We start from the raw sequence: 17,212 nt of genomic DNA on the forward strand, positions 1-17,212 counted from the left end.
TCCGGATTCGTGAGCGGGGAGAGCCGCCGGGGCTCAAGGAAAGAAAAAGGCACAGGGAAGACGCCCCAGAGGAACGCCCAGGGAGAACGGGTCACGACGCGAACAACCGCACCGGCCAGGCGGCATGCGCCTCCGCCCCGATCTCCAGGAGCGGCGCGGACGCGGCGGGCAGCGCGTCGACCCCTTCGTCGACGGCCCGTCTCGCCGCGTCCACCGCGTCCCGCACGACGAGGTCGAGCTCGGGCGCGAGCCGCGCGAGGGCCCCGGTCGCGTCGAACGGGTCGAGGCTCAGCAGGCGTACGACGGCGGTCGCGGGCCCGCTGACACCTTCGTACGCGGAGCAGTACGCGGCGTCCTCGGGGCCGAGTCCGGCCGCACGGGCGGTGAGACCGAGCACGACCGGCTGGTGCGCGCCCTTGGGGAACTGACGTGCCAGGGCGTCGAGTTCGGGGTGCGGCCAGGTGGCGCGAGCGGCCCGCATCAGCTGTCTGCCGAGTCTGCGCGCGGCCACGCGCAGAGCGGCCGACGGGGTGCGGGCGTCGGCCGCCGCGTCCAGGGCGACGGGGTCGACGCCGAGTGCCGCGGCGGCGGCGAGGGCCGCCGCCACGAGACCGCTGGTGTGCAGGCGGCCCCGGCAGAACTCCTCCAGGCTCGCCGCGTCGGTGATGCGGCCCGCCTTGACCGCGGCCTCCGCGCCGCCGGAGTGGGCGTGCCCTCCGGCGGGGAAGCGGCCGTCGGCCAGGACGAGCAGAGCTGCGCGTGTCATGACGTGGGCGCCTAGAACAGGAAGTACCGCTGGGCGAGCGGCAGTTCGGTGGCGGGGGCGGGTTCGACGAGTTCGCCGTCGATGGTCACGGCGAACGAGTCGGGGGCTACCTCGACCCGCGGCAGGGCGTCGTTGTTGCGCATGTCGGCCTTGGTGCGGCCACGCGTCGAGCGGATCGGGACGAACGCCCGTCCGAGCCCCAGGCGCTCCGGAAGGCCGTCCTCGAGGGCCCATTCGCTGGTGAAGTTGAACGAGTTGGCCGCGGGCGCCCTGCCGTACGCGCCGAACATCGGGCGCGGCAGCACCGGTTGGGGCGTCGGGATGGAGGCATTGGCATCGCCCATCTGCGCGTACGCGATCTGCCCGCCCTTGATGACGGCCTGCGGTTTCACGCCGAAGAACCTGGGGTCCCACAGCACCAGATCGGCGAGTTTGCCGGTCTCGACGGAGCCGACCTCGTGCTCGATGCCCTGGGCGATCGCCGCGTTGATCGTGTACTTGGCGACATAGCGGCGGGCGCGCTGGTTGTCGGCGCGGGTGTCGCCGGGCAGGAAGCCGCGGCGGCGCTTCATGACGTGGGCGGTCTGCCAGGTGCGCATGATGACCTCGCCGACACGGCCCATGGCCTGCGAGTCCGAGGACATGATCGAGATGGCGCCCATGTCGTGCAGGATGTCCTCGGCCGCGATGGTGGTGGGCCGGATGCGGGACTCGGCGAAGGCGAGGTCCTCGGGGACCGCGGGGTTGAGGTGGTGGCAGACCATCAGCATGTCGAGGTGTTCCTCGACGGTGTTGACGGTGTGCGGCCGGGTCGGATTGGTGGAGCTCGGCAGCATGTGGGGCAGCTGCACGGCGGTGATCATGTCGGGTGCGTGCCCGCCGCCGGCGCCCTCGACGTGGAAGGCGTGCAGCGTGCGGCCTCCGACGGCGTCGAAGGTGTCCTGGACGAAGCCGGCCTCGTTCAACGTGTCGGAGTGGACGGCGAGTTGAGCGCCGGACTCCTCGCACACGTCGAGGCAGGCGGAGATCACGGCCGGGGTGGCGCCCCAGTCCTCATGGATCTTGAAACCCAGGACGCCCGCGCGCAGCTGGTCGCGCATGGACTCCTTCGACATGGTGTTGCCCTTGCCGAGGAAGCCGATGTTGACGGGGCTGTGCTCCATCGCCTCGAACATCCGGGCGAGATGCCAGGTGCCGGGGGTGATGGTGGTGGCCTTGGCGCCCTCGGCCGGTCCCGTGCCGCCGCCGACGAGGGTGGTGACGCCCGAGGCGAGGGCCTCGTCGACGATGGTCGGCGAGATGAAGTGGATGTGGGTGTCGATGCCGCCCGCGGTGACGATCTTGCCGTTGCCCGCGAGGATCTCGGTCTCCGGACCGATGACGAGGTCCGGATGGACACCGTCCATGGTGTCGGGGTTGCCGGACTTGCCGATGCCGCTGATCCGACCGTCACGGATGCCGATGTCGGCCTTGACGACGCCCCAGTGGTCGATGATCAGAGCGCCGGTGATGACGGTGTCGGGGGTGCCCTGTGCGCGGGTGACGCGCGACTGGCCCATGGATTCGCGGATGACCTTGCCGCCGCCGAAGACGGACTCGTCGCCGGAGCGGCCGGGGCCGCCAGAGCGGTCCTCCTCGATCTCGACGAAGAGATCGGTGTCGGCGAGGCGGACGCGGTCGCCGGTGGTGGGGCCGAACAGGTCGGCGTAGGCGGCGCGGGACAGCTCAGGCATCGAGGGCACCTCGGGTCTCGCCGCGCAGGCCGGGGACGATCCGGTGGCCCGCGAGGGGCACGAGTTCCACGTCGACGGGGATACCGGGTTCGAAACGGACGGCCGTTCCCGCGGCGATGTTGAGCCGTCGGCCGCGGGCGGCGGCGCGTTCGAGTTCGAGGCCGGGATTGGCCTCGGCGAAGTGGTAGTGGGACCCGACCTGAATGGGCCGGTCCGCGGCATTGAGCACCGTCATACGTATGACGTCGCGGCCCTCGTTGTAGACGACCGGCTCGTCGGCGAAGAGGATCTCTCCGGGGATCATGGCTGCCGCTCCCCCGTCAGACGATCGGCTCGTGGACGGTGACGAGTTTGGTGCCGTCCGGGAAGGTCGCCTCGACCTGGACGTCGTGGATCATCTCGGAGATGCCCTCCATGACGTCGTCCCGGGTGAGCAGCGTGCGCCCGGAGGACATGAGTTCGGCGACGGTGCGGCCGTCCCTGGCGCCCTCCAGGACGTGCGAGGTGATCAGGGCGACCGCCTCGGGGTGATTGAGCTTCAGCCCCCGGGCCCGGCGTTTGCCGGCCACGTCGGCGGCCACATGGATGAGCAGTCTCTCCTGCTCGTGCGGGGTCAGTTGCACGCGTCCCACCTCACAGCTCTCCGCGCCGGGCCGTGCGGGGCCCGGCTGCCGCGGCCACCGCGACGGGTATAGATGTAACACACAACGAATGCGCATGATCTTGCGCACCCTGGTTACCAAAACCCCTGGTGACGTGCGGCGCAGGCTAGTTGGGCGGAGTTTCAACGAGGTTAACCGTCGCTTGACCACCGCATTGCCGTCAGCTGACCACACCCATACGCATGGGGACCTCCGCACGCATGGGGACGTCATCGCACACGGGGACGTCATCGCACATGGGGACGCCGCTAGCGGACGTCCGGGCCGCGGTGCTCCGCGGCGATCCCGAACCGCTGCCGTTCGCCCGGAGCGGACGGCAGGGTGCCGACGCGGGAGACGGACGTGACCACCGGCTCCTGCTCGGCGCCACCCGCGGCCTCCGCGAGCGCTTCGAGTCGTTCCAGGTCAGCGGCCGAGACGAGGCCGACGAGCGGCTTGCCGTGCCGGGTGACGACGACGCGCTCGCCCCCGTATACGACTCGGTTGATCAGTTCGGCGAGCTCAGCCCTGGCTTGCGTCACCGGAATCTCGTAGGCCATGCTCCCCATCGTACGTTAAGTACGTCCTGTACATTTTTTACAGAGGCGGCTTCCCGAGCGGTCGGGAGCCGTGACGAGCACAGGAGGCGCGAGCAATGAACCGTCCGTCCGGCCGTTATGTCCTGCCCGAGTTCACGGAGCGCACGGCGTCGGGGCACCGCACACTCGATCCGTACGGGAAGCTGCTCGAGGAGCGCATCGTCTTCCTCGGGACGCCGATCGACGACACGTCCGCCAACGATGTGATGGCGCAGTTCATGCACCTCGAATACACGGCGCCGGACCAGGACATCTCGCTGTACATCAACTCCCCCGGCGGCTCGTTCAGCGCGATGACGGCGATCTACGACACGATGCAGTACGTCAGTTGCGAGGTGGAGACGACCTGTCTGGGGCAGGCCGCGTCCGTCGCCGCGGTACTGCTCGCCGCCGGAGCGCCGGGCAAGCGGATGATGCTGCCGGGCGCGCGCCTGGTGCTCGACCAGCCGGAGCTGCCCGAGCCGGCGCAGGGCCAGCCCGCCGATCTGGAGATCCAGGCGCGCGAATTGATGCGGATGCGCGAGCAGCTGGAGGAGTTGCTCGCCGAGCACTCCGGCCGGACGAAGGACCAGGTCGGCCGGGACATCGAGCGGGACACCGTGCTGGATGCCCAACGGGCGCTGGAGTACGGCCTGGTGGACCGGGTCGTGCAGAGCCGCAAGGCCGCCCTCGGCGCACAGGGCCCGAGGTGACGTGGAGATGTATCCGCCCGAACTGCCGCCGCTGCCCGCGCTGACCCGGGCCGAGTGCGAGCTCGTGGACAGCTATCTGGCGGTGGTCGATCTGCTCGCGCGGATCAATCCGGCGCGCGGCGACGACACCTATCGGGGACTGCGGGCCGCACAGGCCCTGGTCAGCCGGGCGTCGGCGCTGCGCGACGCGCTGGAGCTGATGCACCGACGGGGCGAAAATGAGGTGCACGCGGGAACCCTGACCCGGGCCTTGCGCGTCCTCGATGGAGAGAGGCGAACACAGAGGGTCACATTGCCACCAGAAACGGTCAGTTGAAGTCACGGTGGATCCGAACCGTCTGCGCCTCGGTCGAAACGGCCCAGATGGTGTACCACCGGATGGCGTAGACAGACGTACAACATCGAGTCGGCCGCAGTTGCGCTTCAGCGGTACGCGGACAGCGGAATGAGTGGTTCCGCCCCTGGTACGAGCGTGGTCGGGTGTCACGGCCCCTGCCCGAAAGCCGCACTGTCCACCCGAACGGGTCAAGCGTGACGAGCCTCACTTACCGCCGGTTCAACTCGGTTTTCACTCCGCCCGTGCGTGAAGATCCCTTCCGACGACGACAAGCCCCCGCCGCCGCGGCGGGGCGGTCCGCGCGGACGCCGAATCCTGCCGCCGAGCGGATGCCAGGTCGACAGATGTGCATCGGCAGGAGTGGAGGACCCAGGCACGACGGGCCGCCGGCCCACCTCGACGGAGGTGGCGTCCGAGGGGCCCTTGGGGTGAAGCCGCACCACGCGGCCGGGCATCTTCGCCTGCCCGAACCCGACAGGTCACCCTTCACAGGCGGTTGACGAAGGGTTGCGCATGACCGCGCTCAATCGTGTTCCTTCGCTGCTGACCCGGGCCGGTACCGCATCGGCCCTGACCCTCGCCGTTGCCGGAGCCTCCCTCATGGTTCCCGGTACCGCGCCCGAGGCGTCGGCAGCCACGGCCTCGACCAAGGCACTGAAGGTCGCGGCCTCCAAGAAGGGATCGCCCTACAAGTGGGGCGCGACAGGTCCGCACCGGTTCGACTGCTCGGGCCTGACGCTCTACTCGTTCAAGCGGGCGGGCAAGAAGCTGCCCCGTACCGCCGCACAGCAGTACAACAAGACCCGTCATGTCGCCGCGTCCCACCGCAAGACCGGGGACCTGGTGTTCTTCCACTCGGGCCGGAGCGTGTACCACGTCGGCATCTATGCCGGGAAGGGACGGATCTGGCACTCCCCGAAGACGGGTGACGTGGTGCGACTGCAGAAGATCTGGACGAGGAGCGTCTGGTACGGCCGGGTGCGCTGACCCCGCCGCACGAAGCGGCCCGTGGGGACGGGCCGGGCGCCAGGCCCGTCCCCACGCGGCTGCCGGTACGCCCTCGCCGCACCGGCCGGACTCAACAGGGCCTGTGCGGCGTTGCGTTGTGTCCGTTCACGCGGGCGAACCAGGGCAGGGAGATCCATACGGTCTTGCCGCCCTCCGGGGTGGGCGACACCGAGAGTTTTCCACCGCACTCCGCGGTGAGGCAGCGGATGATCACCATGCCGCGTCCGTTGTCCTGCTGGACGGCGGCGGGCAGGCGCTTGGGGTAACGCGGATGGCTGTCGGTGACACCTATACGCAGCTGCTCGTCGCGTTCGAGTTCCAGGTCGACGGTGAAGGTGGGCGACAGGCCCAGGGTGTGCTGCACGGCGTTCGTGGCGAGTTCCGAGACGATCAGGCGCAGGGTGTCGGCCGTGTCGGTGTCCCCTGGCAGACCCCAGTCCGCCAACACGTTGCTCACGTACCTGCGGGCCGCGGAGACCGAGGCGGGATCGCTCGGCAGCGTGACGGATGCTTCCTGGTGGTCTGCCATGGCGACGTCGTCCCTTTCCCACCGGGGCCGCGCCTGCGACGCTGGCGGTTCGCTGGCGTACGGCTTCCGACTTCTGCTTCGCGCCAGAGTGCCACTTGGATGCACTCCTGCGGTGCCGATCCCCCAGGATATGCATATATCTGTCGCTCGAAGCGGTGAACTCTGCGACGGTAGACCGTATTTGGGCGCACGCACGCCGGTTCCTCTACCGTCTGCTCAGGGGTCATGCCGCACGGGCCGGGAAGGAGCCCGGTCGCGAGGCCCGTGGAGCATGGAGGAGTCGGCATGAAGTACGGTCCCGCGGTCCGCCGTCGCAAACTCGGTGCGGAGCTACGCGCGTTGCGGCTACAAGCCAAGCTGACCAGCGGTGAGGCGGCACGGCTTGTCGGCTGGCATCAGTCGAAGGTGAGCCGGATCGAGACAGGACGCAGTGGCGTGAAGGCGTCGGACGTACTGCGATTGCTCGACGCGTTCGAGACAGCCGACCCGCGGCGGCGGGAATTGGTGATTGCGCTGGCGGGTGCGGAGGAAGCGGGCGGACACAACTGGTGGCACGCCTATCGGGGGCTGCTGCCGCCGTCCTACCGCGATTTCATCAGCCTGGAGTCGCAGGCGTGCAGAATCCGGACGCTGGAGACGAGTGTGGTGCCGGGACTGCTTCAGACACCCGAATACGCGCGAGCGGTGACCCGTTCGGTGCTGACCGGGACACCCGAGCCGCATATCGAGGCGCTGGTGAAGGTACGGCTCGCGCGCCAGGAGGTATTACGGGCGCAGCCGCCGTTGCAACTGAGCGCGGTGCTCGACGAAGGGGTATTGCGCCGTGAAGTGGGCGGACCCGACATCCTGCGGCGACAGGTGGCACATCTGGCCGAGGTGGCGCAGATGCCACATGTCCGAATTCAGGTGCTCCCATTCTCCGCGGGTGGCCACATCGGCCTCACGGGCCCTTTCGTTGTGTTCTCATTTCCGAACACATCTGATCTGGATGTGGTTGTTCTCGACCATTTGACGAGTAGCCTCTACCTCGAGCGGAGGGAAGACCTCAAGGCGTACACCGATGCGTTCGATGCTCTTCTCCTTCGTGCTTTGTCACCCGAGGACTCGTTGGAATTCATCGGCCAGATCGCCGGGTAAACGAGCGGACGAGGACGCCGACGCCTCGCCCAGGGCCGGCACTGGCACTGCGTAAGGGGGCACCATGAATGCACTGCCTCGGCACGTTCCTTCCGTACCCTCGAGCTCGTCGCTCGACGGCGCACGGTGGCGGCGCAGCAGCCGCAGCACCGGCGCCAACAACTGCGTCGAGACAGCCCCCCTGACCTCGGGGCCCACGGCTGGACTGTTGGGCGTCCGCGACTCCAAGAACACCGCGGGATCCGCCCTGCTGTTCACCCCCTCCGCCTGGGAGGAGTTCATCGACTCCCTGCGGTAGAAGCGCCGTTCGGAGCCATGCGGCTGACCGTCCGCACCGCCTCGCCGAGTTGTGCATCGGTCAGGTCGGCGCGGGCGGTCAGCCGCAGCCGCGAGATCCCGTCGGGGACCGACGGCGGGCGGAAGCAGCCCACCGAGAGGCCCGCCGCGCGGCAGTCCGCGGCCCACCGCACCGCCTCGTCGGGCGAGGGTGCCCGCACCGAGACGACCGCCGCGTCCGGGCGTACCGCCGACAGGCCCGCCGCGGTGAGCAGCCGGTGCAGGGTCGTCGCGACCTCGCGGGCGCGGTCCGCGCGCCGCGGCTCGCGGCGCAGCAGCCGCAGGGCCGCCAGCGCGGCGCCGGCCGCCGCGGGGGCGAGCCCGGTGTCGAAGATGAACGTACGCGCCGCATTCACGAGATGCTCGATGACGTGGGCCGGGCCGAGGACCGCACCGCCCTGGCTGCCGAAGGACTTCGAGAGGGTGACGGTGGCGACGGTGTCCGGCGCGCCCGCCAGGCCCGCCGCATACGGGGCACCCCGGCCGCCGGCGCCGAGCACACCCAGACCGTGGGCGTCGTCGAGGAGCAGACCGGCGCCGAACTCCCGGCATGCATAGGCGAGTTGATCGAGGGGCGCCCGGTCCCCGTCGACGGAGAAAACGGTGTCCGAGACGACGACGGCCGGCCCGTCGTGGGCGGCGAGGGTCTTACGGACGGCGGCGGGGTCGGCGTGCGGCACGACCTGCGTGGCGCCGCGCGCCAGGCGGCAGCCGTCGATGAGGGAGGCGTGGTTGGCCGCGTCGGACACGATCAGCGAGCCGTGCGGGGCGAGCGCGGTGACGGCCGCGAGGTTCGCGGCATAGCCGGAGGACAGGACGAGCGCCGCCTCGAAACCGCAGAACTCCGCCAGTTCCCGCTCCAGGTGCGTGTGCAGCTCGGTGGTGCCGGTCACCAGCCGGGAGCCGGTGGCCCCGCCTCCCCAGACACGCGCGGCCTCGGCGGCACCCTCGACGACCTCGGGGTGGCGGGCCAGGCCCAGATAGTCGTTGCTCGCGAGGTCGAGCAGCGGGGAGTCGGCCGGGCGGGGGCGCAGGGTGCGCACGAGGCCGGCGGCTTCGCGGGTGCGGCGCTCCTCGTCGAGCCAGTCGAACGCGCGGGCGGAGGTCGTGGCCATGACTCCCTCTGTTTGTAGGTAACGCACAGACCCTAGTCGTCCCGCCACAAGGTCAGGGTGTGGTAATACCCACACGTCGAACGCGGTCCTTTGTACGAAGTCTCCTTTCGCGGGGGTGTCCCGATAGGCCAGGATCAGACGCCATGGAGCTGCTGAACACGCTGGTGGACAAGGGGCTGCGGCGCGAGTTGCCGAGCCGTGAAGAGGCGCTCGCCGTACTGGCGACGTCGGACGACGAACTGCTCGACGTGGTGGCGGCGGCGGGCAGGGTGCGCCGCACCTGGTTCGGGCGCCGGGTCAAACTCAACTATCTGGTGAACCTCAAGTCGGGGCTCTGCCCGGAGGACTGCTCGTACTGTTCGCAGCGCCTCGGTTCGAAGGCGGAGATCCTCAAGTACACATGGCTGAAGCCCGACGAGGCGTCCAGGGCGGCGGCGGCCGGGGTCGCGGGCGGCGCCAAGCGGGTCTGTCTGGTGGCGAGCGGGCGCGGCCCGACGGACAAGGACGTGGACCGGGTCGCGAAGACCATCGACGCGATCAAGTCCGACAACGAGGACGTGGAGGTGTGCGCGTGTCTCGGTCTCCTCTCCGACGGGCAGGCGGAACGGCTGCGCGGGGCGGGCGCGGACGCGTACAACCACAACCTGAACACGTCCGAGGCGACGTACGGCTCCATCACGACGACGCACACCTATGCGGACCGGGTCGAGACCGTACAGAAGGCGCACGCGGCCGGTCTGTCGGCCTGTTCCGGCCTGATCGCCGGTATGGGCGAGAGCGACGAGGACCTCGTCGACGTCGTGTTCGGGCTGCGTGAGCTGGACCCGGACTCGGTTCCGGTGAACTTTCTGATTCCCTTCGAGGGGACCCCGCTGGCCAAGGAATGGAATCTGACGCCGCAGCGCTGCCTGCGCATTCTGGCCATGGTCCGCTTCGTCTGCCCGGACGTGGAGGTGCGGATCGCGGGCGGGCGCGAGGTGCATCTGCGCTCGATGCAGCCGCTGGCCCTGCACATCGCCAACTCCATCTTCCTGGGCGACTACTTGACCAGTGAGGGTCAGGCCGGCAAGGCGGACCTGGAGATGATCGCGGACGCCGGGTTCGAGGTGGAGGGCGCGGGTGAGGTGACGCTGCCGGAGCACCGGGGCGGCGGCTGCGGTTCGGTGTGCGCGAGCGGCCCGGACGACACCGCCGAGGCGCCGGAGGCACCCGAGGCACGTACCGATCTTGTGGCCGTACGCCGCCGGGGCGCGGGGACGGATGTCGCACCCAATGCCTGAGCTGCCCGGCCCCCGCCTGGACGAGCTGCTGGCGCTCGACCGGCAGCACGTCTGGCACCCGTACGGTCCGATGCCCGGACGGCAGCGGCCCCTGGTCGTCGAATCGGCGGCCGGGGTACGGCTGCGGGTCGCAGGCCACGGTGAGCTGGTGGACGGCATGTCCTCGTGGTGGTCGGCGATCCATGGCTACAACCACCCGGTGCTCAACGAGGCGGCGTACGCCCAGCTGGAACGGATGAGCCATGTCATGTTCGGCGGGCTCACGCACGAGCCCGCCATCGGGCTCGCGAAGCGGCTTGTCGACATGTCTCCGGACGGTCTGGAGCATGTGTTCCTCGCCGACTCCGGTTCGGTGTCGGTGGAGGTCGCGCTCAAGATGTGCCTGCAGTACTGGCGCTCGCTCGGCCGGCCCGAGAAGCGGCGGATGCTGACCTGGCGCGGTGGGTACCACGGTGACACCTGGCAGCCGATGTCGGTGTGCGACCCGGAGGGCGGGATGCACGGGCTGTGGGCGGGGGTGCTGCCGGAGCAGGTGTTCGCGGACGCGCCGCCGAGCGCGTACGAGGAGTCGTACGCGGAGCGGCTGCGGGAGCTGATCGGGCGGCACGCGCACGAGCTGGCGGCCGTCGTGGTGGAGCCCGTGGTGCAGGGCGCGGGCGGGATGCGGTTCCACTCCCCCGCGTATCTGCGGGTGCTGCGGGAGGCGTGCGACGCGCACGACGTCCTGCTCGTGTTCGACGAGATCGCCACCGGGTTCGGGCGGACGGGAGCCCTGTTCGCGGCCGAGCATGCCGCGGTGACGCCGGACGTGATGTGTGTCGGCAAGGCGCTGACCGGCGGCTATCTGACGCTGGCGGCGACGCTGTGCACACCGCGGATCGCCGACGGGATCTCGCGGGGCGAGGTGCCGGTGCTCGCGCACGGGCCGACGTTCATGGGCAACCCGCTGGCCGCGGCGGTGGCCTGCGCGTCGATCGATCTGCTGCTCGGCCAGGACTGGCGGGCGGAGGTCAAACGGATCGAGACCGGACTGCGTGACGCGCTGTCAGATGCGCTTCTCCTGCCGGGAGTTCGTGACGTTCGGGTCTTCGGCGCCATCGGTGTCGTGCAGTTGGACCACGACGTGGACATGGCGGCGGCGACACGGGCGGCGGTCGCGGAGGGCGTCTGGCTGCGGCCGTTCCGGGACCTCGTCTACACCATGCCGCCGTACGTCACCGGTGACGAGGATCTGGCACGGATCGGCCGCGCGGTGTGCGCTGCCGCGCGGGAGGGGTGAGCGGGATGACGGATGCGACGGTGCTGGTGGTCACGGGGACCGGGACCGAGATCGGCAAGACGGTGACGACGGCCGCGGTGGCCGCCGCCGCGGTGCGGGCCGGCCGTTCGGTGGCCGTGCTCAAGCCCGCGCAGACTGGGGTCGCGCCGGGTGAGCCCGGGGACGTCGACGAGGTGGTGCGGCTCGCGGGGAGCGCGGTGACGCCGGTCGAGCTGGGCCGGTTCCCGGAGCCGCTGGCGCCGGGGACGGCCGCGGCTCGGGCCGGGCTCGCTCCGGTGCGGCCCGCTCAAGTCGCCGAAGCGGCGCAGAAGTTGGCGGCCTCGCACGATCTGGTGCTGGTCGAGGGCGCGGGCGGGCTGCTGGTGCACTTCGACGCAGAGGGTTCGACGCTGGCCGATGCGGCGCGGCTGCTCGGGGCGCCCGTCCTGGTCGTCGCGCGGGCGGGGCTCGGCACGTTGAACTCGGTGCAGCTGACGGCCGAGGCGCTGCGGGCCCGTGGCCTCGTGCAGGCGGGTGTCGTCATCGGCAGCTGGCCGCGGGAGCCGGGGCTCGCGGAGCGGTGCAATGTCGGGGACCTGCCCGGGGTCGCCGGAGCCCCACTCCTTGGGGCGGTACCGGCCGGGGCCGGGGAACTGGACACCGCGTTGTTCCGGACGCGGGCTCCCCAGTGGCTCGGCCCGGAGCTGGGCGGGACGTGGGACGGCGAGGGGTTCGCGCGGGGAGTCGGGTGAACGCGGCGGCGGTCGCTGCCGACGCCCCATGAGGCGGGGAGGAGTTCCTTCCGGCTGCCGGAGGGAGTCCTTTCCGGCAGCCGGAGGGACGCGGGGAAGAGTTCGTTCCGGCTGTCGGAAAGGGCGCCCCGGGGCCGGTGGGCCGCGCGGGGCGCCAGGGTGCTCACGGGACCGGCCCCGTGACCCGCGGGGCAGTTCGCCGCGGCCCGGGATGGGAAGAATCGGCGTAACCCAGTCGGCCCGGCCTAGGAGGGTCCCATGGTGGACCGGATACCGTCCCCCGATGGAAAAGCGGCGCGGCGGGCGTCGCGCGACATGGTGAGCCACCCCGTGTTCGCCCGGTACTACGCCCGGTTCAGCGAACGCGCCGAGCCGTCCATGGCCCCGGTCCGCAAGGAACTGCTCGCCGGTCTGCAGGGGCGGGTCATCGAGGTCGGCGCGGGCAACGGACTGAACTTCGCCTACTACCCGGGCACCGTCTCCGAGGTCGTCGCCATCGAACCGGAGCGCATGCTGCGGCAGCTGGCGTTCGAGGCGGCGCAGCGCGTCGAGGTGCCGGTGGATGTCGTGCCGGGGGCGGCGGAGGCGTTGCCGGTGAAGAGCGAGGGGTACGACGCGGTCGTCCTGTCCATCGTGCTGTGCAGTGTGCGCGATGTGGCCCGGACGCTCGCCGAGGTGCGCAGGGTGGTGCGGCCCGGTGGAGAGGTGCGGTTCTTCGAGCACGTACGGGCGCCGAAGCGCGGCATGCGGGGCGTGCAGACGGCGCTGGACAGGACGGTGTGGCCCCGGCTGTTCGGCGGCTGCCACGTGGGGCGGGACACGGTGGGGGCGCTGGGGGACGCCGGATTCGAACTGGGCACGTATCGCGAGGTGTTGATGCCGGAGAGCGGGCCGCGGCTGCCCACCTCGTACTGCGTGCTGGGCGTGGCACGGCGCCCGGAGCTCGGCGACGCGTAGCCCTCACCGGCATCACGTGCGCGCCGACTCCATGTGCGCCCCGGCCGGTGCGGGCTATTGTCATACCCGACCCGAAGTACAACTGGCTTACACTGTAAGGGAGTTGGGGTGGGGGATGCGAATGTGGTCACGGATGTGGTCGCCGCGCGGGCCAGAGGCCTGACGAAGGCGTACGGCTCCGGCGAGACCCAGGTGCTCGCGCTCGACGCGGTGGACGTGGACATCGCACGCGGCCGTTTCACGGCGGTGATGGGCCCTTCGGGCTCGGGCAAGTCCACGCTGATGCACTGCCTGGCGGGCCTGGACACCGTGTCGGCGGGGCAGGTGTGGCTGGGCGACACGGAGATCACGGGCCTCAAGGACCGGGAGCTGACGCGGCTGCGGCGCGACCGCGTCGGGTTCATGTTCCAGTCCTTCAACCTCATCCCGACGCTGAACGCGGCGGAGAACATCACGCTGCCGATGGACATCGCGGGCAGGTCCCCGGACCAGAAGTGGCTGGAGCAGGTCATCGACACGCTGGGCCTGCGGGACCGGCTGAAGCATCGGCCCGCGCAACTGTCCGGCGGGCAGCAGCAGCGGGTGGCGTGCGCGCGGGCCCTCGCGGCGCGGCCCGAGCTGATCTTCGCCGACGAGCCGACGGGGAACCTGGACTCGCGGGCGGGCCTGGAGGTGCTGGGTTTCCTGCGCGAGGCGGTCGTCGATCTCGGGCAGAGCGTGGTGATGGTGACGCACGATCCGGGCGCCGCCGCCCATGCCGACCTGGTGCTCTTCCTCGGTGACGGGCGGCTCGTGGACGAGATGCGCGAGCCGACGCCGGAGGCCGTTCTGGAGCGGATGAAACGCTTCGATGTCACCGTCGCCCGGGGCGCGGTGGCCGACCGGCACGGCCCCGGGCAGTAGCCGTGCTGCGGGCGACGCTGCGGAGCTTTCTCGCGCACAAGGGGCGTCTGGTGCTGTCGGCGCTGGCCGTGGTCCTGTCGGTGGCGTTCGTCGCGGGCAGCCTGATCTTCTCGGACACGGTGGCCCGGACGTTCGACCGGCTGTTCGCCTCGACCTCGGCGGACGTGCGGGTGAGCCCGAAGAAGGACGACCTCGACGACCTCGGGGAAGCGGTGCCGTCCGGTGAGGTGCGTACGCTGCCCGCCTCCCTCGCCGTCCGGCTCAGGGGTGTCGAGGGTGTCGCCGCCACCCACGTCGACGCCGAGGTCGAGAACGTCACCGTCGTCGACCGGCGCAACGAGTCGGTCGGGCCGACCACCGGCGCCCCCACCATCGCCACCAACTGGGAGCCGACCGACCGCAGTCCGGTCCGGCTGACGTCGGGCCACGCGCCGCGCGGCGACGGCCAGGCGCTGCTCGACGCGGACACCGCCGACGCGAAGCACGTACGCATCGGGGACACCCTCACCGTCCTGGCGCGCCCCGGCTCGTTCAAGGTCGAGGTCGTCGGCATCGCGACGTTCCGTACCACCAACCCCGGTGCGGCCCTGGTCTTCCTGGACACGCGCACCGCCCAGCGCCGGCTGCTCGGCGGCCCCGGCCGGGCGACGAGCATCTCCGTCGACGCGGCGGCCGGCGTGAGCGACGCGCGACTGAAGCAGAATGTGGCTCAACGGCTGAATTCAGGCTACGAGTTGCAGACCGCCGACGAGGACGCGAAGTCGGCCGCGGAGGATCTGGGCGGGTTCCTCGACGTCATCAAGTACGTGATGCTCGGCTTCGCGGGGATCGCCGTGCTCGTGGGTGTGTTCCTGATCGTCAACACGTTCTCGATGCTGATCGCCCAGCGGACCCGGGAGTTGGGGCTGCTGCGGGCGCTCGGCGCCGACCGGCGGCAGGTGCGGCGCTCGGTCCTCACGGAGGCGGTCCTGCTCGGCCTCGTCGGTTCCGCGGTCGGCCTCGGCGTCGGGGTGGGGCTCGCCGCGGGGCTCATCAAACTCATGAGCGTCTTCGGGATGAACCTGAAGTCCACGGAGATGGTGGTGGGATGGGGTACGCCGGTCGCCGCGTTCGTGGTCGGGGTCGGGGTCACGTTCGTGGCCGCGTATCTGCCGTCGCGGCGCGCGTCCCGCGTCTCCCCCATGGCGGCGCTCGCCGACGCGGAAGTCGCCGGTGTGGGACGGCCGTTGAAGGTGCGCGCCGTCGTGGGGCTGCTGGTCGCCCTCGCGGGTGCGGCCGCGCTCGTCGGATGCGTGACGGCCACACGGACCGGTACGGCGGGCTCGCTGCTCGTGCTCGGGATCGTCCTGACACTCCTCGCGACGGTGATCGCGGGCCCGCTCCTGGTGCGTCCCGTCATCCGCGTGCTGGGCGGCGCGTTCCCCGCCGTGTTCGGCTCGGTCGGCCGGATGAGCCAGCGCAACGCGCTGCGCAACCCGCGGCGCACCGGAGCCACGGCCGGCGCCCTCATGGTGGGGCTCGCGCTGGTCGCGGGCATGTCCGTGGCGAGCGCCTCGATGAGCAAGTCGTTCGACGAGCAGATCGACAAGACGCTCGGCGCCGACTTCACCGTGCAGAACGCCAACTTCGCGCCGTTCCCGCAGGAGGTCACCGAGAAGATCGAGGCCACCGACGGGGTCGGCCTCGTCGTACGGCAGCGCTTCACCCCGATCGCGGTGCGCATGCCGGACGGCGAACGGATCGAGACGACCGCGGCCGGGTACGAGCGGCGGCTCGACGATGTCGCGCACGTGCCCTACGCCCGGGGCGGCACGGCGGCGGCGCTCGCGCCCCGGCACCTCGCGCTGCAGAAGGACTTCGCGGACGACCACGGGGCGCGCGTGGGCAGTGTGCTGCCGGTGGAGCTGCCGGGCGGGCGGCGCGCCGACTTCACCGTGGGCGCCCTCACCGACCAGGAGGGCGGTGGCTTCGGCATGCGGGGCGGCTTCTTCATGGGGCTCGCCACCCTGGAGAGGTACGTGCCCGGCGGCCAGGACTCGGCGGTGTACGTGAACGCGGCGCCCGGCGTCCCGGCGGACACCCTGCGCAGCCGGCTGGAGCAGACGCTTGACTTGTATCCGCAGGTGCAGGTGCGCGACCTGGCCGACTACAAGAAGCTCGTCCACGACCAGATCGCGGTGCTGCTCTACCTCGTGTACGCGCTCCTCGGCCTGGCGATCGTCATCGCGGTCCTCGGCGTGGTCAACACCCTGGCGCTGTCGGTCGTGGAGCGCACTCGGGAGATCGGGCTGCTGCGGGCGATCGGGCTCGCGCGACGGCAGTTGCGCCGCATGATCCGCCTGGAGTCGGTGGTGATCGCGGTGTTCGGCGCGGTCCTCGGGCTCGCTCTGGGGCTGATCTGGGGTGTGTCCGCGCATCACGTCCTCGCACTGGAGGGCATGGAGGCGCTGGCGGTCCCGTGGCCGACGATCGCCGCGGTGGTGATCGGTTCGGTGCTCGTGGGGCTCGCGGCGGCGCTGCTTCCGGCGCTGCGGGCGTCGCGGATGAACGTCCTGGCGGCGATCGCGCACGAGTGAGCACCACATGACCCGGGTGGCGGGACGTCCGCCATGCGAAACGGGCGGTGTCCCCCAAGGGGCCGGTGATGGGATCAGGGCATGAGTGATCTTCGTATCCGGTCCCTGTCCCCCGCCGATCCCGACTCCGGCCTCGACTCCGGCCTCGACGCCGGTCTCGACGCCGTGCTGGCGTTCTGGAGGACGGCCGCCGAGGGCACGAGCATCAGCGACGACCGCGCCGGCGTGGAGCGCCTCGTCGCACGGGACCCGGGCGCCCTGCTGCTCGCGGAGCGCGACGGGGAACTGCTGGGCACGGTCATCGCCGGGTTCGACGGCTGGCGGTGCCATCTGTACCGGCTCGCGGTCCGCCCGGACGCGCGCCGGCAGGGCATCGGATCGGCACTGCTCGCCGCCGCGGAGGAACGGTTCGTGGCGCTCGGCGGGCGGCGCGGCGACGCGATGGTCCTGGACCGCAACGAGCGGGCGCACTCCGCCTGGCGGGCCGCCGGATACGCGCCCCAGCCGCAGTGGTCCCGCTGGGTGAAGCCGCTGGCCGAGGAGTGAGCCCGCCGCGGGACGCCCCTCGCTTTGCTGATCCTTTACCATGGAGG

Annotated in this window: 19 protein-coding genes; 12 read left to right on the forward strand and 7 right to left on the reverse strand. The window is 71.0% G+C overall.

Annotated elements, in window-relative coordinates; genetic code table 11:
- Nucleotides 1-91 precede the first annotated feature (91 nt).
- The 5 genes from ABD366_RS37745 to ABD366_RS37765 form a co-directional block, all read right to left on the reverse strand.
- A complete protein-coding gene (locus tag ABD366_RS37745) occupies nucleotides 92-766 on the reverse strand; it encodes an urease accessory protein UreF (RefSeq protein WP_324769860.1) in 675 nt (224 codons plus the stop codon).
- An 11-nt stretch (nucleotides 767-777) separates the two neighbouring features.
- Nucleotides 778-2,499: an urease subunit alpha gene (locus ABD366_RS37750; RefSeq protein WP_324769862.1), complete on the reverse strand. Its 1,722-nt coding sequence runs from the start codon at nucleotides 2,497-2,499 to the stop codon at nucleotides 778-780.
- Nucleotides 2,492-2,803, reverse strand: a complete 312-nt coding sequence (locus tag ABD366_RS37755) for an urease subunit beta (protein WP_324769863.1) — start codon at nucleotides 2,801-2,803, stop codon at nucleotides 2,492-2,494. Before ABD366_RS37755 ends, ABD366_RS37750 begins: the two co-directional genes overlap by 8 nt.
- Before the next feature lie 16 nt (nucleotides 2,804-2,819).
- Nucleotides 2,820-3,122, reverse strand: a complete 303-nt coding sequence (locus ABD366_RS37760; RefSeq protein ID WP_324769865.1) for an urease subunit gamma — start codon at nucleotides 3,120-3,122, stop codon at nucleotides 2,820-2,822.
- Between the two features lie 287 nt (nucleotides 3,123-3,409).
- Nucleotides 3,410-3,700 carry a type II toxin-antitoxin system Phd/YefM family antitoxin gene (locus tag ABD366_RS37765; protein WP_324769867.1) on the reverse strand — a complete coding sequence of 97 codons (291 nt, stop codon included), beginning with the start codon at nucleotides 3,698-3,700 and terminating at the stop codon, nucleotides 3,410-3,412.
- 95 nt (nucleotides 3,701-3,795) lie between these two features.
- Between ABD366_RS37765 and ABD366_RS37770 the strand changes: the two genes are divergently transcribed.
- From ABD366_RS37770 to ABD366_RS37780, 3 genes are all read left to right on the forward strand, one after another.
- Nucleotides 3,796-4,431 carry an ATP-dependent Clp protease proteolytic subunit gene (locus ABD366_RS37770; protein ID WP_324769868.1) on the forward strand — a complete coding sequence of 212 codons (636 nt, stop codon included), beginning with the start codon at nucleotides 3,796-3,798 and terminating at the stop codon, nucleotides 4,429-4,431.
- Nucleotides 4,432-4,438: 7 nt separating this feature from the next.
- On the forward strand, nucleotides 4,439-4,747 hold the full coding sequence (locus ABD366_RS37775; protein WP_324769869.1) for a hypothetical protein: 309 nt from the start codon (nucleotides 4,439-4,441) through the stop codon (nucleotides 4,745-4,747).
- Nucleotides 4,748-5,281: 534 nt separating this feature from the next.
- Nucleotides 5,282-5,755, forward strand: a complete 474-nt coding sequence (locus ABD366_RS37780; RefSeq protein ID WP_324769870.1) for a C40 family peptidase — start codon at nucleotides 5,282-5,284, stop codon at nucleotides 5,753-5,755.
- Nucleotides 5,756-5,846: 91 nt separating this feature from the next.
- On the opposite strand, the gene ABD366_RS37785 is transcribed toward ABD366_RS37780, so the two are convergent.
- Complete coding sequence (locus ABD366_RS37785; protein WP_324769871.1) at nucleotides 5,847-6,305, reverse strand: ATP-binding protein; 459 nt, start codon at nucleotides 6,303-6,305, stop codon at nucleotides 5,847-5,849.
- Nucleotides 6,306-6,590: 285 nt separating this feature from the next.
- Here ABD366_RS37785 and ABD366_RS37790 point away from each other — a divergent pair, with 285 nt between their 5' ends.
- Both ABD366_RS37790 and ABD366_RS37795 read left to right on the forward strand, forming a co-directional pair.
- Nucleotides 6,591-7,442 (forward strand): helix-turn-helix domain-containing protein, encoded by an 852-nt coding sequence (locus ABD366_RS37790; protein WP_324769873.1) that lies wholly within the window; start codon nucleotides 6,591-6,593, stop codon nucleotides 7,440-7,442.
- Nucleotides 7,443-7,506: 64 nt separating this feature from the next.
- The gene (locus ABD366_RS37795; RefSeq protein ID WP_324769875.1) at nucleotides 7,507-7,740 is read left to right on the forward strand and encodes a DUF397 domain-containing protein; all 234 of its coding nucleotides are present in this window, start codon (nucleotides 7,507-7,509) and stop codon (nucleotides 7,738-7,740) included.
- Here ABD366_RS37795 and ABD366_RS37800 read toward each other — a convergent pair.
- Nucleotides 7,721-8,893, reverse strand: a complete 1,173-nt coding sequence (locus tag ABD366_RS37800) for an 8-amino-7-oxononanoate synthase (protein WP_344443303.1) — start codon at nucleotides 8,891-8,893, stop codon at nucleotides 7,721-7,723. The two genes, ABD366_RS37795 and ABD366_RS37800, sit on opposite strands and share 20 nt — an antisense overlap.
- Before the next feature lie 143 nt (nucleotides 8,894-9,036).
- Between ABD366_RS37800 and bioB the strand changes: the two genes are divergently transcribed.
- From bioB to ABD366_RS37835, 7 genes are all read left to right on the forward strand, one after another.
- Nucleotides 9,037-10,173 (forward strand): biotin synthase BioB, encoded by a 1,137-nt coding sequence (gene bioB / locus ABD366_RS37805; protein ID WP_324768435.1) that lies wholly within the window; start codon nucleotides 9,037-9,039, stop codon nucleotides 10,171-10,173.
- Nucleotides 10,166-11,452, forward strand: coding sequence for an adenosylmethionine--8-amino-7-oxononanoate transaminase (locus ABD366_RS37810; RefSeq protein ID WP_324768434.1), 1,287 nt, complete (start codon nucleotides 10,166-10,168; stop codon nucleotides 11,450-11,452). The genes bioB and ABD366_RS37810 overlap by 8 nt, the downstream gene beginning before the upstream one ends.
- Before the next feature lie 5 nt (nucleotides 11,453-11,457).
- The gene (gene bioD / locus ABD366_RS37815; RefSeq protein ID WP_324768433.1) at nucleotides 11,458-12,183 is read left to right on the forward strand and encodes a dethiobiotin synthase; all 726 of its coding nucleotides are present in this window, start codon (nucleotides 11,458-11,460) and stop codon (nucleotides 12,181-12,183) included.
- A 258-nt stretch (nucleotides 12,184-12,441) separates the two neighbouring features.
- Complete coding sequence (locus ABD366_RS37820; RefSeq protein WP_324768432.1) at nucleotides 12,442-13,140, forward strand: class I SAM-dependent methyltransferase; 699 nt, start codon at nucleotides 12,442-12,444, stop codon at nucleotides 13,138-13,140.
- Nucleotides 13,141-13,248: 108 nt separating this feature from the next.
- A complete protein-coding gene (locus tag ABD366_RS37825) occupies nucleotides 13,249-14,043 on the forward strand; it encodes an ABC transporter ATP-binding protein (RefSeq protein ID WP_324768431.1) in 795 nt (264 codons plus the stop codon).
- Nucleotides 14,044-14,045: 2 nt separating this feature from the next.
- Nucleotides 14,046-16,619, forward strand: a complete 2,574-nt coding sequence (locus tag ABD366_RS37830) for an ABC transporter permease (RefSeq protein ID WP_324768430.1) — start codon at nucleotides 14,046-14,048, stop codon at nucleotides 16,617-16,619.
- A gap of 81 nt (nucleotides 16,620-16,700) precedes the next feature.
- Nucleotides 16,701-17,165 carry a GNAT family N-acetyltransferase gene (locus ABD366_RS37835; protein WP_324768429.1) on the forward strand — a complete coding sequence of 155 codons (465 nt, stop codon included), beginning with the start codon at nucleotides 16,701-16,703 and terminating at the stop codon, nucleotides 17,163-17,165.
- Nucleotides 17,166-17,212: the final 47 nt, after the last annotated feature.

This window comes from Streptomyces kunmingensis (assembly GCF_039533535.1).
GTDB classification, from domain to species: Bacteria; Actinomycetota; Actinomycetes; order Streptomycetales; family Streptomycetaceae; genus Streptomyces; species Streptomyces kunmingensis.